Annotated in this window: 8 protein-coding genes and 1 rRNA gene; all 9 read left to right on the forward strand. The window is 34.5% G+C overall.

The features are described 5' to 3' along the window. Positions 1-78: ribosomal RNA gene (gene rrf, locus SOM12_RS18720) — 5S ribosomal RNA — on the forward strand; the annotation flags it as partial. A gap of 324 nt (positions 79-402) precedes the next feature. Further along, positions 403-1,452, forward strand: a complete 1,050-nt coding sequence (locus SOM12_RS18725; RefSeq protein WP_320494843.1) for a proline iminopeptidase-family hydrolase — start codon at positions 403-405, stop codon at positions 1,450-1,452. A 274-nt stretch (positions 1,453-1,726) separates the two neighbouring features. Next, positions 1,727-4,408, forward strand: a complete 2,682-nt coding sequence (locus SOM12_RS18730; RefSeq protein WP_320494844.1) for a T9SS type A sorting domain-containing protein — start codon at positions 1,727-1,729, stop codon at positions 4,406-4,408. Positions 4,409-4,852: 444 nt separating this feature from the next. Then, positions 4,853-6,808, forward strand: a complete 1,956-nt coding sequence (locus tag SOM12_RS18735) for an alpha-galactosidase (RefSeq protein WP_320494845.1) — start codon at positions 4,853-4,855, stop codon at positions 6,806-6,808. Positions 6,809-6,819: 11 nt separating this feature from the next. Further along, positions 6,820-8,799 (forward strand): sialate O-acetylesterase, encoded by a 1,980-nt coding sequence (locus SOM12_RS18740; RefSeq protein ID WP_320494846.1) that lies wholly within the window; start codon positions 6,820-6,822, stop codon positions 8,797-8,799. Between the two features lie 11 nt (positions 8,800-8,810). Further along, positions 8,811-11,015: an alpha-galactosidase gene (locus tag SOM12_RS18745; protein WP_320494851.1), complete on the forward strand. Its 2,205-nt coding sequence runs from the start codon at positions 8,811-8,813 to the stop codon at positions 11,013-11,015. A 70-nt stretch (positions 11,016-11,085) separates the two neighbouring features. Further along, the gene (locus tag SOM12_RS18750) at positions 11,086-12,102 is read left to right on the forward strand and encodes a GntR family transcriptional regulator (protein WP_095930151.1); all 1,017 of its coding nucleotides are present in this window, start codon (positions 11,086-11,088) and stop codon (positions 12,100-12,102) included. A gap of 3 nt (positions 12,103-12,105) precedes the next feature. Beyond that, complete coding sequence (locus SOM12_RS18755; RefSeq protein ID WP_320494853.1) at positions 12,106-13,698, forward strand: solute:sodium symporter family transporter; 1,593 nt, start codon at positions 12,106-12,108, stop codon at positions 13,696-13,698. 456 nt (positions 13,699-14,154) lie between these two features. Continuing rightward, on the forward strand, positions 14,155-17,181 hold the full coding sequence (locus SOM12_RS18760; protein ID WP_320494854.1) for a SusC/RagA family TonB-linked outer membrane protein: 3,027 nt from the start codon (positions 14,155-14,157) through the stop codon (positions 17,179-17,181). Positions 17,182-17,200 lie beyond the last annotated feature (19 nt).

Consider the following 17,200-nt stretch of genomic DNA (forward strand, 5'->3'; position numbering starts at 1 on the left):
CCCATCCCGAACAGAGAAGTTAAGCCCGCCTGCGCAGATGGTACTGCAGTTTTGTGGGAGAGTATGTCGTCGCCTTTCTTTTGAAAACCCTATCCAAATCGGATGGGGTTTTCTGTTTTTTATATGTTTTGGAAAACTTCCCCATGGCTGCTTATAAATAGATAGGTGCGTTAGTGATGGGAGCGGCATCCTTTTGCGGGGCACGAAGGGCTTCTTTTTCCCCTAAACATCCATCCGCAAAAGATACAGCGGACAGCACGGCCCAGAGGGAAACGCCATTGGCATTAGAAACTTTTCTGTTATTAGTTCTCTTTCTATACTAATTATTGAATTGATGATTAATGAAATTTAGTATATTAGAACTACAAAACGAGATGCTATTAATTTAAATCAAACGAACCTATGAATGTCTATACTAATATCTTTTTGTCAATTGTAAGTATGCTGTTTTTCTCGGCATGTAGTGATAAAAATACTGCTAAAGAAGAAAATTCGGATTTAAGTTCTTATTTGAAAGATGGATCTACAGGTATAAAGACAGGAGGGGTAAAGATGATTGAAATTAGTACCCCGAAGGGGAAGTTTAAGGTCTGGACTAAGCGTGTAGGTAATAATCCAAAAATGAAGCTATTACTTTTAAATGGAGGACCAGGAGCGACCCACGAATATTTTGAGTGTATGGAAAGCTTTTTGCCTCAGGAAGGGATAGAGTTTATTTATTACGACCAGTTAGGAACAGGCAACTCTGATAATCCAAATGATCCAGTATTTTGGGATTTGGATCGTTATGTGGAAGAAGTGGAACAGGTGCGTATAGCTCTTGGTTTAGATAAGAGTAATTTTTATTTATTAGGTCATTCATGGGGTGGGATTTTAGCTTCGCAGTATGCATTGAAGTATCAACAAAATCTTAAAGGACTTATTATTTCAAATATGATGATGAGCGCTATTGACTATGATAAATATGCGGATACAGTGTTAGCAAAGCAGATGGATCCTAAAGTTTTGGCGAGGATTAGGGAAATAGAGAAAAATAAAGATTTTGAAAATCCGGAATACATGCAGTTATTACTTCCTAATTTTTATACTAAACACATTCTGCGTTTAGATGCTGATAAGTGGCCAGAACCTGTAAACAGATCATTTAGTAAAATAAATCAGTCTTTGTATGTGACTATGCAGGGGCCAAGTGAATTTGGATTGTCGGGAAAACTTGAGAAGTGGGATATTAAAAAAAAGCTTCCAAAACTTGTCGTGCCAACATTGTCGATAGGGGCAGAATATGATACCATGGATCCTAATCATATGAAATGGATTGCTTCTCAAGTGAAAAATGGCACCTATTTGTATTGTCCTAACGGAAGTCATATGAGCATGTACGATGATCAGGATGTTTACATGAAAGGTTTGATTAAGTTTATTAAAGATACAGATAATACGACCATTAAATAATACATTGACTATAGAATTGAAAGCTCTCATATTTGGGAGCTTTTTCTTTTTATAGTGCTTTGTTTTAGTTATAGTTTAATTACTGCTTTTTTTTCTGAAACCTCCTCTCTTTTTTAATTTTGATAAAGCGGTATTTCTGATTTAGAAAGTTCTAATTTGCTCTCTATAAAATAATTAAAGCGATTGGCTTTTAATAGTATTAATATTTTTATTATTATTGTAGTATAGTACAGTATAGTATTGTGCTAAATCTTACTAACTAATAATAATAACTATGCAAGAAAAAATTACAAAAGAAAAAGTATCAGCTAAAAGCTTGCTGACTTCAATGCTGTTTTTATTAACGATTTGCAGCTGGGGTCAGAGTTATGAATTTGAAAATGGTAGCCGTACAGGAAATGCCGATATCCAAAACTGCGATTCCTGTTCGGGAAAAATAGTAGGTAATTTAGGAGGAACTGGCAGTGTCTCAGTAAATGTTACTGTCGCAGCAACAGGCTGGTACAATTTGCAATTGTTTTATTGTACAGGAGATCCTCGTACGATTCGGCTAACTGCAGGTTCAGCCACAGCCATTGCAATTCCTTGTGAGCCAAGCGGAGGATGGAGTACAGCAGCTTCTAAAAATATAAGTGTCTATTTGAACAGCGGAACAACCACTTTGCTTTGGGATAATACCAATTTATGGGCTCCTAATCTAGATAAATTTATTTTAACACCTTTGGCGGCAGGAACTAACCAAACCATCGCTTTCGGGAATAACAATAGTATTGTTTATAATTTAACGAATAAAACATATAGTATAAAGTTTAATGGTGCGACTGTAATTAGTAATGCGTCTGCTTATGCAAACAGTGATCAGCAATATGTGAGTAATAATTTTGCTTCGGCTGTTTATAGTTCAGAATCATTTACAGATAATGTAGGAGCAGGAACTAAACACATTTTTAGCTTAAGTGGAAATTATACTTTAGGCATGCAGCAAATTTTTTATACTTATACAAATAAAAATTATTTGGCTATACAAGTGGTCTTGACAGGAAATGGATCAAACTGTTATAAAATGTCTCCTTTAACGAGTAATCAGGTAACACCAAATTTTGGAACGGGAGATACTAGAGCCGTATTTGTCCCTTATGATAATGATGCCTGGATTCGATACAATGCTTATACTTTAAATTCAGCTGACTTTACAGCATCAGAAGTAACTAATATTTATAATAATACCAATCGTAAAGGTTTAGTAATAGGTTCTTTGGAACATACAAAATGGAAAACGGGAGTTACAGTAAGCGGAGGCGGTTCTTCATCAGCTTATGTTTCGGTTGTTGCGGGTTGGACAAAACAAGATGTGACCAGAGATGCGAGAGGTCATGGCTGGGTAAACGTAGGCCAAACAAGCTGTCCTTCTCCAAAAGTAATGATCAATGCTACAGACGATTGGAGAACAGGATTCGAAGAATTTGCACAAGCGAATGCCGCAATGCAACCTAAGTATATTTTTGACTGGACAGCGCCAAAACCAATGGGATGGAACAGCTGGGGAGCTATGCAGACCAATATTAACTTAACGAAAGCAAAAGCAGTTGTTGATTTTTTTCATAATGATTGTCCTGCATTCAAAACAGAAGATAATACTTTATTTATTGATCTTGATTCGTATTGGGATAATATGAGCGATGCTGAACTGGCACAATTTGTTACGTATGCAAAAAGTAAAGGTTATAAGGCTGGAATCTATTGGGCTCCTTTTGTAGATTGGGGAAAATACAATCGTCAGGTTGAAGGCAGTTCATATAATTATAATCAATGTTGGACTATGGTTAACGGAAATCCTTTAGAATTAGATGGAGCTTATGCAATGGATCCAACAAGTCCAGGTACTAAGGCGAGAATTCATTATTTTATAAATCGTTTTAAAACCGCAGGATTCGAAATGATAAAAATTGACTTTTTAACACATGCGAGTATTGAAGCTGATGGTTTTGCAAATAATCAGCTTCATACAGGTATGGAAGCGTATCAAGAAGGAATGAAATATTTAATTGATGAAATAGGAGGAACAATGTTGGTTCAAGCTGCAATATCTCCTAATCTGGCAACTGGCCCTTTTGCGCATGTAAGACGTATAGCTTGCGATGCTTACACAAACATAAATGAAACAGATTATACTTTAAATAGTACAACTTACGGCTGGTGGCAAAATCAAATCTACGATTATATAGATGCAGATCACGTTGTTTTTGGGAATGCTTCAATCGGACAAAATCGTGCGAGATTATTAAGCAGCGTAGTCACAGGAACGGTAATTGCTGGCGATGATTTTTCTGTTGCTGGTCAATGGAAAACAACTGCACAGAATCTTTTGCAAAATATCGATGTGATGGATGTTGCTCGTAACGAAATGCATTTCCTTCCTGCTGATGGAAATACAGGTTATAATGCAGCCAATATTTTTTCTGCAACACACAACGATGTTACTTATGTAGCTGTTTTTAACTACGGAAATACTTCAACAACAAATAATATCAGTTTAAGTCGTCTTGGCCTTGGATCTGGAAATTATACAGTTAAAGAACTTTATTCGGGAGCCACAACTACAGCTCAAAGTATATTAAGCGTTCAATTGCCACAAGCAGATGCGGCTATTTATGCTATTTACAGCTCAGGAACATTAAGTGCTCCAAGTTATAATTGGCCTACAGCTTCTACTAATTATGTTTTTCCTAATCCAGTATCTAGCAGTTTTAGAATTAAGTTCGATCAGGTAATTAGTGGTCCTGCCGCAATTTCAGTATATGATATAACTGGAAAAGAAGTTTGGAAAACCTCTATGGCTACTGAAGGCACGATTAGCTCAGAAATACCAGTAAACGGACTTTCAAAAGGTGTTTATATGGTAAAAGTAAAAGCAACTGAGTATCCTGTTCAACATTTTAAGTTTGTTAAGAATTAAATAGATTTATAGAAGTTTTTAAAAATCCCGATTTTCACTTTAGGTGAGAATCGGGATTTTTTATTTGATTACTTTAGAATATCAAAACAATAATTTTTGAATTATATTCTTTTTTGAGAGACATATTTTTAGTTGGTTTTTTGAGATTACCCTATAAATATTGTCAAAATGACTATTTTAAGTGGAAAAAATATGACTCTTTTTTAAGTGTTTAATTTGTTGATATACAGATTTTTGAATTTCAATAAGAGAAAAAAGTAACCACTAATTTCTGCATTGTTCTTGCGGGATTAATTTTAATTCGTATCATTGTAGTATAGAATAGTATAATAACCAAAAATAGATTTAATGAAACCACACTATTTTTTAGTAAAAAAACTGTTTTTGCCTGTTATAATGATACTTTTTTTTAGTCATTCTACACAGGGACAAAAAACGATCAAAATGACTTTTGGCAAAAATGGCATTATTGCCTATGATGCTAAACAAAAAACAATTGAGGTAAATCAGTTTGGGAAAAAGATTTTTTCTGGAGCCAAAGCTTCTATTGTTGTTAATGGTAAAACAATTTCTCTTAATGATTATGCAGAAGCTGTTTTATCAAAAGAAACTTTCACTGATAATTTAGGAAAAGGAACAAAATATGTTTTTACGTATACCGATAAAAATAATCCAACCCTAGTTCAAAATTTCTTCACGTACAATAATCAATCTTATTTTATAACTCAAATTGAAATTCTAGCCAACAAACAACAAATAGAAACCAATTACATTGCACCGCTAGATTTAGGAAAAATTACTTTTGATAAAATAGAAAACCTTCATACAGTTTTTGTTCCTTATGACAATGATGCTTGGATTAGTTATAATTCTAAAAAATTGGATACAATTTCAAACAATACAAGTGCAGAAGTTGGAATAGTATTCAATAATGTCTCTAGAAATGGTTTTATAGTTGGTTCTTTGGAACATACTGTTTGGAAAAGTGCTGTAAAATCAATTAATAGAGATAAAGAGCCTTTATTTTCAGCTTGGTCTGGTTTTTCCGAAAAAGAAATTACACGAGACAGTATTGCACATGGTTTGGTAAAAGGCAATAAAGTATTGTCGCCAAAATTTTTTGTTGGTTTTTATTCAGATTGGAGAAATGGAATGGAAGAATATGCCAAAACCAATCGCATTGTAGAAAAACCGTATGTTTTTGAATGGAACAAGCCAACTCCAGTTGGATGGAACAGTTGGGGCGTTTTGATGGAAAAAATTAATTACGAAAACACGACTAAAGTTGTAGATTTTTTTTCGAATGAAGTTCCGCAATTTCGAGTGGGAAATACTGCTTATATTGATCTTGACTCTTTTTGGGATAATATGGTCAAAGGTGGTTTTACAGGAGACTTTAGTAAAGTAAAAGAATTCGCAGATTACTGTAAAAATAAAGGATTAGAACCGGGAGTATATTGGGCGCCTTTTACAGATTGGGGATGGAAAGATGGACCAAACCGTAAAGCAGAGGGAAGCGATTATACTTTTGGCGAAATGTGGACAAAAACCGGAAATACGTATTTTGATTTTGATGGCGCACGCGCAATTGATCCAACACATCCTGGTACGCTGAAACGTGTTGATTACGTTATTAATAAGCTGAAAGCATGCGGTTTTAAAATGATAAAAATTGACTTCTTAGGTCATGCTGCAGCAGAATCGACTTCATTTTATGATAAAAATGTGGCTACAGGAATGGAGGCTTATAAAATAGGAATGGAACATTTAGTAAAAGCGCTAGATGGACAAATGCTAATTTATGCTGCAATTTCTCCTAATATGGCCACAGCACGTTATGCTCATATTCGCCGTATTGCATGCGATGCATGGAAAACCATCGAACAGACTCAATATACTTTGAATAGTGTCAACTACGGCTGGTGGCAGACCTATTCGTATGATTATATTGATGCAGATCATGTTGTTTTTGCTGATGTCACAGAGGGCGAAAATCGTGCAAGATTAATTTCGTCTGTAATTACAGGAACATTAATCACGGGAGACGATTACAGCAAAGACGGAATCTGGAGCAAGCGTGCTAAAGAATGGCTTCAGAATCAGGAATTGCTTAAAATTGTTTCAAATGGAGTAGCTTTCCGTCCCGTAGAAGGAAATACAGGAAAACTAACCACTGAAGTTTTCGAACAAAAAATAGGAAACGATTGGTATGTGGCAGTTTTAAATTATGGTGCAACGGCTAAAAATTATGCACTTCCATTAGAAAGATTAGGAGTTAAGAATGGCAATTACAAATTGCAAAATCTTTTTACTGCCGAAACTGTCGAAGTAAAAAATAACACCATAGATTTAAATCTTGGTGCAAAAGATGCTGGATTGTTTAAAGTCGTAAAACGTTAATTGGCAGACTTATGAAAAAATATTTTTTTGAGAAAACGGCTTTAGCATTTACCTTATTCATTCTTTCATCAAACGTAATAAACGCGGCAGTTTCACTTCCATCTTTCTTCACAGATAATATGGTGTTGCAACAAAAAAGTGCTGTTCCGTTTTGGGGAGAAAGCGATAAACAATCAGTATCAGTTACAACTTCGTGGGATAGAAAGACTTACAAAGCCAATGTGGTAAACGGTAAGTGGAATGTAGTTTTAAAAACTCCGGTTTATGGTGGGCCTTATACTATTGCAATAAATGACGGAGATTTAAAAACGCTGCAAAATGTTTTAATTGGAGAAGTTTGGCTTTGTTCAGGACAAAGTAATATGGAAATGCCTTTGGAAGGTTGGGGGAAAATCAATAATTACAAAGAAGAAATCGCAAATGCTGATTATCCACAAATACGATTATTGCAAGCCGAACATGTTGAAAGCACTTTACCATTAAACAGACTAAAAGTACAGCACGACGGATGGAATGTCTGCAACCCTAAAACTATTGCTGATTTTAGTGCAACGGCTTATTTTTTTGCCAGAAAGATTTACGAAGAAAAAAAGATTCCGATAGGGTTGATTCATTCTTCTTGGGGAGGAACTCTTGTAGAAGCTTGGACAAGTTCTGGAGCGTTAAGCACCATTCATGATTTTGATACCGAAATTGAAGCTATGAAATCTGAAACAAGCAGACAAGCTTTGCAACAGAAATATAATGAAGAGCTTGCGGTTTGGGAAAAACATCTTACTAATGCAGATAAAGGATTTGAAGATGGAAAAGCAGTTTGGGCAACGTTTAAAGTTGATGATAGTTCATGGAAAATAATGAAAGTGCCTTCTTTCTTTGACAGCAACGGATTAGGGAATTTTGACGGAATAGTTTGGTTTAGAAAAAAAGTTACTATTTCAGATACTAGTAAAGATTTCACTCTGAGTTATTTTGCTGATGATGACGATATAATTTGGGTTAACGGAAATTATATTGGAGAAACCAAAGGTTATAATGTAGAACGCCATTATACTATTCCAGCCCAATATTTAAAAAAGGGAGAAAATGTAATTGCGATAAGAGTATTTGATGGCGCAGGGAATGGAGGAATTTACGGGGAAGAAAATATCGCTTTAAAATCAGAAAAAGAAACTATTTCATTAGTTGGAGACTGGAAATACAGTATTGGCGCAAACAGTAAAGATTTGCCTGCAAAACCGTATCTCGCGCAAGGACAAAACCGACCAAGCGCCATATACAATGCGATGATTGTTCCTTTATTGGATTATAAAATAAAAGGAGTAATCTGGTATCAGGGAGAAAGTAATGCAGAAAGAGCGTTTCAATATCAAAAATTATTTCCGCTTTTGATAAATGATTGGCGGGAAAAATTTAAAGACAAAAATCTTCCTTTTTTCTTTGTGCAGTTAGCCAATTACAAGCAGCAGAAAGAACAGCCGGGAGATTCTGATTGGGCCGAATTAAGAGAAGCGCAATTTTTGACTTTGAAATTACCCAATACAGGAATGGCCGTTACAACCGATATTGGAAATGGAGAAGATATCCATCCAAAAAACAAACAAGATGTAGGTGGCCGTCTTGCTAATATTGCTTTGGCAAAAGTGTATAATATGAAAATCGAGTATTCGGGACCAATTTATAAATCTTATAAAATTGAAAACAACACGGTTGTACTAGATTTTAATTTTAATACGGATATTAAAGCTAAAGAAGGTGTGCTGAAAGGATTTTCTATTGCAGGATCAGACCAGAAATTTTATTGGGCAGATGCTAAAATAGTAAAAGGAAAAGTGGTAGTATATGCGCAGAACGTTCCGAGTCCTGCAGCGGTTCGATACAATTGGGCAGATAATCCAAATGGAAATTTGACCAATGCATCAGGTCTTCCTGCATCGTCATTTAGAACAGATGTTTGGAAAGGAATTACACAAGAAGAAAAAGTAAAAAAATAACACATAATAAAATGAAAAAACAAAGTATCAATTTAAGGCAGTCTTTTGCGATAGCATTTTTTATTCTCACGAGTTATTGCAGTTCAGTAACAGCACAACAGATCATTGCTGTAAAAACAAAATCTAATGCATTGGTTTTACAGGTAAATTCAGGAAAAGAAGTAAGCACTATTTATTTAGGAGAAAAATTGGCAAACGATTCAGATTATGCCAAAATACAAGGTCAGTTTCGTCAGGGAACCGATTATTCAGGTATTTACAATGCTGCTTATACCGCTTCTGGATCTAAAAATTTATTGGAACCAGCCATTGCTGTAACCCATGCTGACGGAAACACTTCGTTAGATTTGTTGTATGTAAGCCACAAAAGCAATACCGTGACTACAGGAGTTTCTCAGACGGAAATTACATTAAAAGATCCTGTTTATCCTGTTGAAGTTCATTTGTTTATTCAAGCGTATTACGATACAGATGTTATCGAACAATGGTCAACTATTCAGCATAACGAAAAAGGAAGTATTACTTTAAACAAATACGCTTCGGCTAATTTGTATTTAAAAGGATATAATAGTTTCTGGCTAAACCAATATCATGGAGAATGGGCAAAAGAAATGCAATCTGAGGAAGCTAAACTTACTCACGGAATCAAAACTTTAGATACTAAATTAGGCTCACGTACCAATTTATTTCAGCCGTCGGTATTTATGGTTTCTTTAGATAAACCAGCATCAGAAGACGAAGGAAAAGTTTTATTTGCAGGTCTAGAATGGTCAGGAAATTTTAGAACCGATTTAGAATTAGATCCACTAAATAACCTTAGAGTTATTTCTGGAATCAACAATGCGGCAGCAGCTTATAAACTGGCTAAAAGCGAAGTTTTTACAACACCTAAATTTTGGTACACTTTATCAGCTAAAGGAAAAGGGCATGCAAGCCGTAACCTGCACGACTGGTCTAGAAATTATAAAATCTTAGACGGAAAAGGAGATCGTTTGACATTATTAAACAACTGGGAAGCAACCTATTTTAGTTTTGATGAAGATAAATTGAAAGTCCTAATTGCCGATAGTAAAAAATTGGGTGTAGATATGTTCTTGTTAGATGACGGATGGTTTGGAAATACATATCCGCGTAACAATGACGATGCGGCTTTAGGAGATTGGGATGTGAATAAAAAGAAATTGCCAAACGGTATTGGGGCTTTAGTAAAAACAGCCAAAGACAACCAGGTAAAATTCGGAATCTGGATTGAGCCAGAGATGGTAAGTCCAGCGAGTGATTTGTACAAAAAACATCCAGAATGGATTGTAAAACAGCCAGGAAGAACAGAACATTATTTCCGTAATCAGTTGGTTTTAGATTTATCTAATCCGAAAGTTCAAGATTTTGTTTATGGAGTTGTGGATAATCTTTTTACTGAAAACCCAGAATTGGCTTATATTAAATGGGATTGTAATGCCGTAATTTACAATGCATATTCTAATTATTTAAAAGACAAACAAAACAACTTTTACACCGATTATGTAACTGGGCTTTATAAAGTATTAGAACGTATTCGTGCAAAATATCCAACGGTACCAATGATGCTTTGCTCTGGTGGAGGAGGAAGAGTTGATTATGGAGCTTTGAAATACTTTACAGAATTTTGGCCAAGTGATAACACAGATCCTTTAGAGCGTGTATATATGCAATATGAATACTCGTATTTTTATCCAGCATTAACTATTGCGGCACACGTTACAGATTGGGGTAAACAGCCTTTAAAATATCGTACAGATGTTGCCATGATGGGAAGATTAGGTTTTGATATTGTAGTAAAAGATCTAAATGAGAAAGATTTGGCTTTTACACAGAAAGCAATAAAAAACTATAACGAGTTGAGCAATACAATTTGGCAGGGAGATCAGTATCGTTTGCAAAATCCGTGGGGTAATGATGCGGCTTCTGTAATGTTTGTCAATAAAAATGGAAATGAAGGAGTGGTTTTTAGCTATTCTGTTAATTCTAGATATGAGGCTGGAACACATCTTCCAATAAAATTAAAAGGATTGCAAGCAGGTCAAAATTATAAAATAGAGGAGATTAACGTATATCCAGATAAAAAACCAGTGGTAGAAACAGCTGTTTATTCGGGCGATTTCTTAATGCAGGTTGGAATTAATCCGAATGTTACAGCATCAAACAGCAGTGTTGTTTTAAAAATTACTAAGGCCTAAAATAAATTATAAACATTAGTATATATTTGTAATACTATATTTTCTAAATAAATACCTATTAAAACGTTTTATGAAGCAAATTATTCAACAGATCAAAAATCTAGAATCTATAAATTCTTTATCTAAACATGAGCAATTGGTTCAGGGAATAATTAATGCCATTGATGAAAAGGTTGTCACAAAAGGCGATTTACTTCCATCTGTTAACACTTTTATAAGCGAATTGGGTTTTGCGAGAGAAACTATTGCCAAAGCATACAAAGAACTCGTACACAGAGGAATTATCGAATCCAAAAATAGATTGGGTTACTTTGTTGCCACCAATGATGTCAAACAGGAATTGAAAGTGGCATTATTGATTTTTGCATTTGATATTTTTCAGGAAACGTTTTATGAGAATTTTAGAAAAGGTCTTGGAAAGAATGTGCAATTGGATATTTTCTTCCATCACAATAATTTTGTCACATTCGAAAACATTGTTCAGAGTATAAAAGGAAAATACGGAATGTTTGTTATAGCTCCGATTCCTAATAAAAAAACACCTGATATCTTAAAACAATTGCCAACCAATAGAGTGTTGTTGGTAGACCGTTTTATAGAAACAGATGAAGATTACAATTATGTTGCACAAGAGTTTGGAGATTCGTCTTACAATGCTTTTGTGCAGCTTAAAGATAAAATTAAAAAATACGATGAGTTGATTTTCTTCTTTAAACCATCTTCTGCAGAACCTAATGAAATTCTAAATTCCTTTAAGCGATTCATGAAAGATTATGATATCAAAGGAGTTATAAAAGAAGAATATACAGCGGGTTCTCTTGAAAAAGGGAAAGTCTATTTTACTATTCATAATCTTGAACTTTGGGAAATGCTAAAAGACTCCAAAATTAAAGGTTTAAAAATTGGTAAAGACATTGGTTTTATCTCACACAATGATGATATCGTAAAAGAGATCATTTTTGATGGTGTGACCACATTTTCTACAGATTTCGCAGAAATGGGAAAAAGAGCAGCCGATTTTGTTTTAAACAGAAAAAAAACGCAGGAGATTATTCCAACAGTTCTTATAGATAGAAATTCGTTGTAATTTATGAATGTTTTATCCATTGTTAGTTTTTTACTAATAACAGGTTTGGTTGCCGTTATTTCGGCCATAAAAACTCGAAAGAAAAAGGTACAGACAACAGAAGGACTTTTTTTTGCCGACCGTAACAATAATTTTTTCATTGTTGGAGGAGCCTTACTGCTAAGTAATATTAGTGCCAATCAGTTTATAGGCGAGAACGAATCCATTTATACCAATAATATGAGCGTGATAGCATGGGGCGTAAGTTCTGTGCTAGCCATGCTTTTGGTTGCTGAATTTTTCCTTCCAATTTATTTCCGTACTGGAGCCATGACTATTCCAGATTATCTTGGAAAGCGTTACGATCATTCTACTAAAAGATTGGTTTCGATTATCTTTTTGTGCAGTTACGTTGTCAATTTACTTCCAGCCGTTTTATATGGTGGCGCGGTTGCTCTTACTGGCATGTTTAATTTTCTAGAGCCTTTACAATTAACCTATTGGCAAAACATTTGGTTTATGGTTTGGGTAATCGGACTTACAGGCTGTGCTTATTCTGTTTTAGGCGGTCTGCGTGCGATATCAATTAGCGATACCGTTTTAAGCATCGGATTGTTGACTATTGGAATCGCTTTTCCTTATTTTGGTTTCAAATTTTTAGGAAATGGAGACTGGTTCGAAGGTCTTCATATTTTACTTTCACAACACAAAGAACATTTAAACGCTATTGGAGGACCACACGACGAGATTCCTTTAAGTACCATTTTTACAGGAATGTTTATTATGAACCTGTATTATTGGGGAATGGAGCAGTTTATTGTACAGCAAGCACTTTCGGCTAAAAGTTTGTCACACAGCCAGAAAGGTATGGGGCTAGCTTGTCTAGGAAAGTTACTTTGTCCTTTTATTATTAATATTCCTGGATTAGTTGGAGTGCATCTTTATGATAAACTTGAAAATACAGCAGAAGTCTTTCCGCTTGTTGTAAGAGACACATTACCAGGAGTTATGATTGGATTAACATCTGCAGTTGTTCTTGGAGCAGCGATTAGTACCTTTAATGCAGGACTTAATAGCAGTAGTACATTGTTTGTTTTAAATCTGTACAAACCATGGTTGGGGAAAAGAAATAAAGAAGTGACCGAAAAACATCTGGTGTATACAGGAAGAAAGTTTGAAATTATTGTCTCGGCCTTAGCGATGTTTTCAGCTCCATTTATAATATTTAGTAAAGCAGGTTTTTATACCTATTTACAGCAATTGGGAGGTATGTTTTGCGTGCCCATTTTCACTATTATTTTAGTTGGTTTTGTATTTAAAAAAGTGCCGCCTCAAGCGGCAAAAATCGGAATGATGTTTTTTATTCTGAGCTATATCATTTGTAACTACGTTCTGGATATTCAATTGCATTATCTGCATATGTTGGCCATGCTTTTTGTTCTTACTTCTGTGTGCATGTTGCTAGTCTCAAGATTTTATCCTACGTATAGTTATGCTGAAATTAAACTAGAATCTGTGGAATTGACTCCTTGGAAAAACCGATACTGGTATTTTGCCCTTTTATTAATTGGTATGGTGAGTATCTTTATATTGTTTTCAAAGTGGGGTGTAGCTTAGTTTAGAATATAAGTTGCTGAGTTGCTAAGATTCTGAGATACTAAGATTTAAAGTCTTTTGAAGTAGACGCACTTTTGTGCGTCTTTTTTGTTTCAATAGAGGAGTAAAATTTTCCTTTTTTTTTGAGAAATTATAATTATGCTACAAAGTGTCGGATTCATACGATTTTCCTTGTTTTAAGCAAAATCCTCTTCTTGTTTTGTCTGATATTTCTTTAAATTAAAACATTGTTTATTCTCTTTTTCGTTTTTATTAGTATGTATTAGTAATAAAGACGAAATAAATCACAGAAAAAAATAGCAAATTCTTAAACATAAATTTGGATGTAATAAAAATATTTGTATGTTTGTAATGTTGTAGTATAGTATAGTATAAGTCAATTCGTTTTCTCCTATATGCTCAATAAACAAATAAAAAAACTAACTCTCTAATTTATTAACTAAAAACCAAATTATTATGAGAATTGCAATAAGATACTTATGCTTCTTAGTAGTTATGCTGTGTGCCGGTACACTTTACTCCCAAACCATAACCGGTAAAGTTACAGATAATCTAAATTTACCTTTGCCTGGAGCAACCATTCTGGTAAAAGGTACTCAGAATTCTACAGTAACAGACATTGATGGTAGTTACAAATTATTAAACGTAAAATCTGGCTCCACACTAGAATTTAGTTTTATAGGATTTGATTCGAAGACTGCAGCTGCAAATAAATCTGAAATTAATATTTCCTTGATTCCAAGCACTCAGGAACTGAATGAAGTTGTGATAGTTGGAGCTTCAATAAAAAAAGGAGATTTAACGGGAGCTGTAAGCAGTGTTTCTGGTGACAAGCTTAGAGAAGTTCCTACGCCAAACGTAGTGCAGGCACTGCAAGGACGTGCCTCGGGTGTATATGTACAACAAAATGCTGTGCCAGGTCAAACAGGAACAATAAGAATTAGAGGGAATAATTCGCTAAACTTTGGCGGTAATCCAATATTTGTAATCGATGGTTTGGTTACCGATGGCAATTTTGAAAACATTAATCCAGATGATGTTGCGAGTATGGAAGTGCTTAAAGATGCTTCTGCTACGGCATTATACGGTTCAAGAGCCGCAAATGGAGTAATCGTAATTACAACTAAAAAAGGTTCAAGATCTGGGGAAGCAAAAATACAGTATGATACATGGACAGGAGTATCTGAATTTGCAAGAACTCTTCCGTTAATGAATGGCCAGCAGTTATTTGATCTAAGAGTTGATGCTTATGCAAATCGCTATATGGATGAGAATCCTGGAGCCGATCGTGCAGCTTACATTAATCAAATTAAATCAGATGGTTCTACTGTATTTGCGCCTTATGAATTGGAGTCTTACAGAACGGGTAAAAGTTACAATTGGTTAGATCAGGTAACACGTTCAGGTTTTCAAACCAATCATAATTTAAGTTTTAGCGGAGGAGGAGAAAAAGGAACTTATTTCGTAAGTTTTAATTATGTTGATCAAAAGGGACTTCTTAAAAACTCTGATTTTAAAAGATATAATGGGAAAATTAACCTTACGCAAGATTTAAAATCATGGTTGCAGTTTGGTACCAATACTACTTTTTCTAGAAGTGAGACTAATTATCAGGAAGAAAGTGCCTTTGGTGTGGCATTGGGAGCAAACCCGTTATTGCCTATAGACCCAAAATCTACTTATTTGAGATATGGTGAAGTATTTGACCAAAATCTTTACAATCCGATAGTAAGTCTTGATATTATAAATTCAAGTGCACGAAATAGACTTACAAGTAGTAATTTTTTAAGTGCAAAACCAGTAAAGGGACTTGATATCAGAACAAATTTATCTGTAGATATTACTGATCAAGCAAATTTTGATTATGTGCCAAGTTATACAGGACAATCACTTAGAAATTCTATGGATGGGGAAGCGCATCATTATAGATATTCACAATTAAATTATCAGTGGGATAATACTGTAAGTTATAGTAAAGTTTTTGCTGAAAAGCATGACGTAAGTGTAATGGGAGGATTTTCTGTATTGAGTAATTCAGCTAATACTACAGAGGTTAGAGCCCGCGGATTTGTTAGTGATGATTTGACCTATATGGCATTATCAGGAGCATATCAAAAGGAAAATACCCAGTTAGACTCGAAGTTTACAGATTATACAAACCAATCGTATTTTGCAAGAGCTAACTATACTTTTGATGGGAAGTATAATATTACCGGTACAATAAGAAGAGATGGTTCTTCTAAATTTGGTCCTAATAACAAATGGGGAACCTTTCCTTCTATAGCAGGAAGCTGGGATATTGTTAAAGAAAATTTCCTTTCAGGATTTGAAAAACTAAGTCAGCTTAAGTTTCGTGTAGGTTATGGTATGGTAGGAAATCAGAATGTAGATCCTTACAGATACTTTGCATTATATAATGCGCAAGTGAGTAATAATTCTGGAACTTATGTGTCTGATAATTATATCGATAATTTTGATTTGAAATGGGAAAAACAAAAACAGTTTAATATTGGACTAGATGCTGGTTTCTTCCAAAACAGATTGACTGCAAGTGCTAATTATTTTCATATAAATAATGATGATCTTTTGATGCTGCGTAATATGCCAGTTTCATCAGGATATAAATATAAGTTGGATAATATTGGCTCTACAACAAATGAGGGGTTTGAATTAGAACTTAGCGGAGACATTATTAAAAACAAAGATTTTAAATGGAATGTTTCTGCCAATATATCATCGGCAAAAAATAAGGTTACAAAACTTTATGGAGATGCCACAGAGATATACAAATTAGGCGGTTATAGTAACAATGAAATCCAACGTACCGGGAACTTTTTCTTAGGAAAATCAGTAAACACAGTTTATGTATTTCAATATGATGGTATAGCACAACAAGGTGAGGATCTTAGTGGAGTAAATTATGGTAGCCGAACTGTTCAGGCAGGAGATATTAAAATTAAAGACCGTAATGGAGATGGCGTAATAAACGATCAAGACAGATATGTGGTTGGAGATTTGAATCCTGATTATTATGGTGGTTTTTCTACAGATCTTAATTATAAAGGTTTTGGATTAAATGCAGTATTTGCATATTCAATAGGAGGTAAGAGACCAAGTGGTACCTATGAAAGCTATATGAACTCAGGAGGAATGAGTGCAGCACATACAGATCTTTTGGATCGTTGGACTCCAACTAACACGAATACAGATATACCAAGAGCTTATTATGGAGGAGGAAGATATACTTTAGGAGAAACAGATAAGGCAATACAAGATGCTTCTTTCCTAAGATTAAATGCACTTACATTATCGTATACATTACAGGACAAAGTTGCAGAAAGTGTTTTTCTTAAAAATTGCAGGTTTTATGTAACGGGATCTAATCTATTTATTATAACTAAATATAAAGGTTATGACCCTGAAGGAGGAGATTCTTATCCTTTATCTAGAATGGTAGTTCTAGGATTAAATGTATCTCTTTAATCAAATTAATTATAAAAAT

The sequence above is a fragment of the Flavobacterium sp. CFBP9031 genome, assembly GCF_034044945.1.
Taxonomy (GTDB): Bacteria; Bacteroidota; Bacteroidia; order Flavobacteriales; family Flavobacteriaceae; genus Flavobacterium.

Coding starts and splice junctions, on each gene's coding strand:
- SOM12_RS18730 (WP_320494844.1), top strand. CDS start 1,727: ATGCAAGAAAAAATTACAAAAGAAAAAGTATCAGCTAAAAGCTTGCTG.
- SOM12_RS18735 (WP_320494845.1), top strand. CDS start 4,853: ATGACTTTTGGCAAAAATGGCATTATTGCCTATGATGCTAAACAAAAA.
- SOM12_RS18740 (WP_320494846.1), top strand. CDS start 6,820: ATGAAAAAATATTTTTTTGAGAAAACGGCTTTAGCATTTACCTTATTC.
- SOM12_RS18745 (WP_320494851.1), top strand. CDS start 8,811: ATGAAAAAACAAAGTATCAATTTAAGGCAGTCTTTTGCGATAGCATTT.
- SOM12_RS18755 (WP_320494853.1), top strand. CDS start 12,106: ATGAATGTTTTATCCATTGTTAGTTTTTTACTAATAACAGGTTTGGTT.
- SOM12_RS18760 (WP_320494854.1), top strand. CDS start 14,155: ATGAGAATTGCAATAAGATACTTATGCTTCTTAGTAGTTATGCTGTGT.
- SOM12_RS18750 (WP_095930151.1), top strand. CDS start 11,086: ATGAAGCAAATTATTCAACAGATCAAAAATCTAGAATCTATAAATTCT.
- SOM12_RS18725 (WP_320494843.1), top strand. CDS start 403: ATGAATGTCTATACTAATATCTTTTTGTCAATTGTAAGTATGCTGTTT.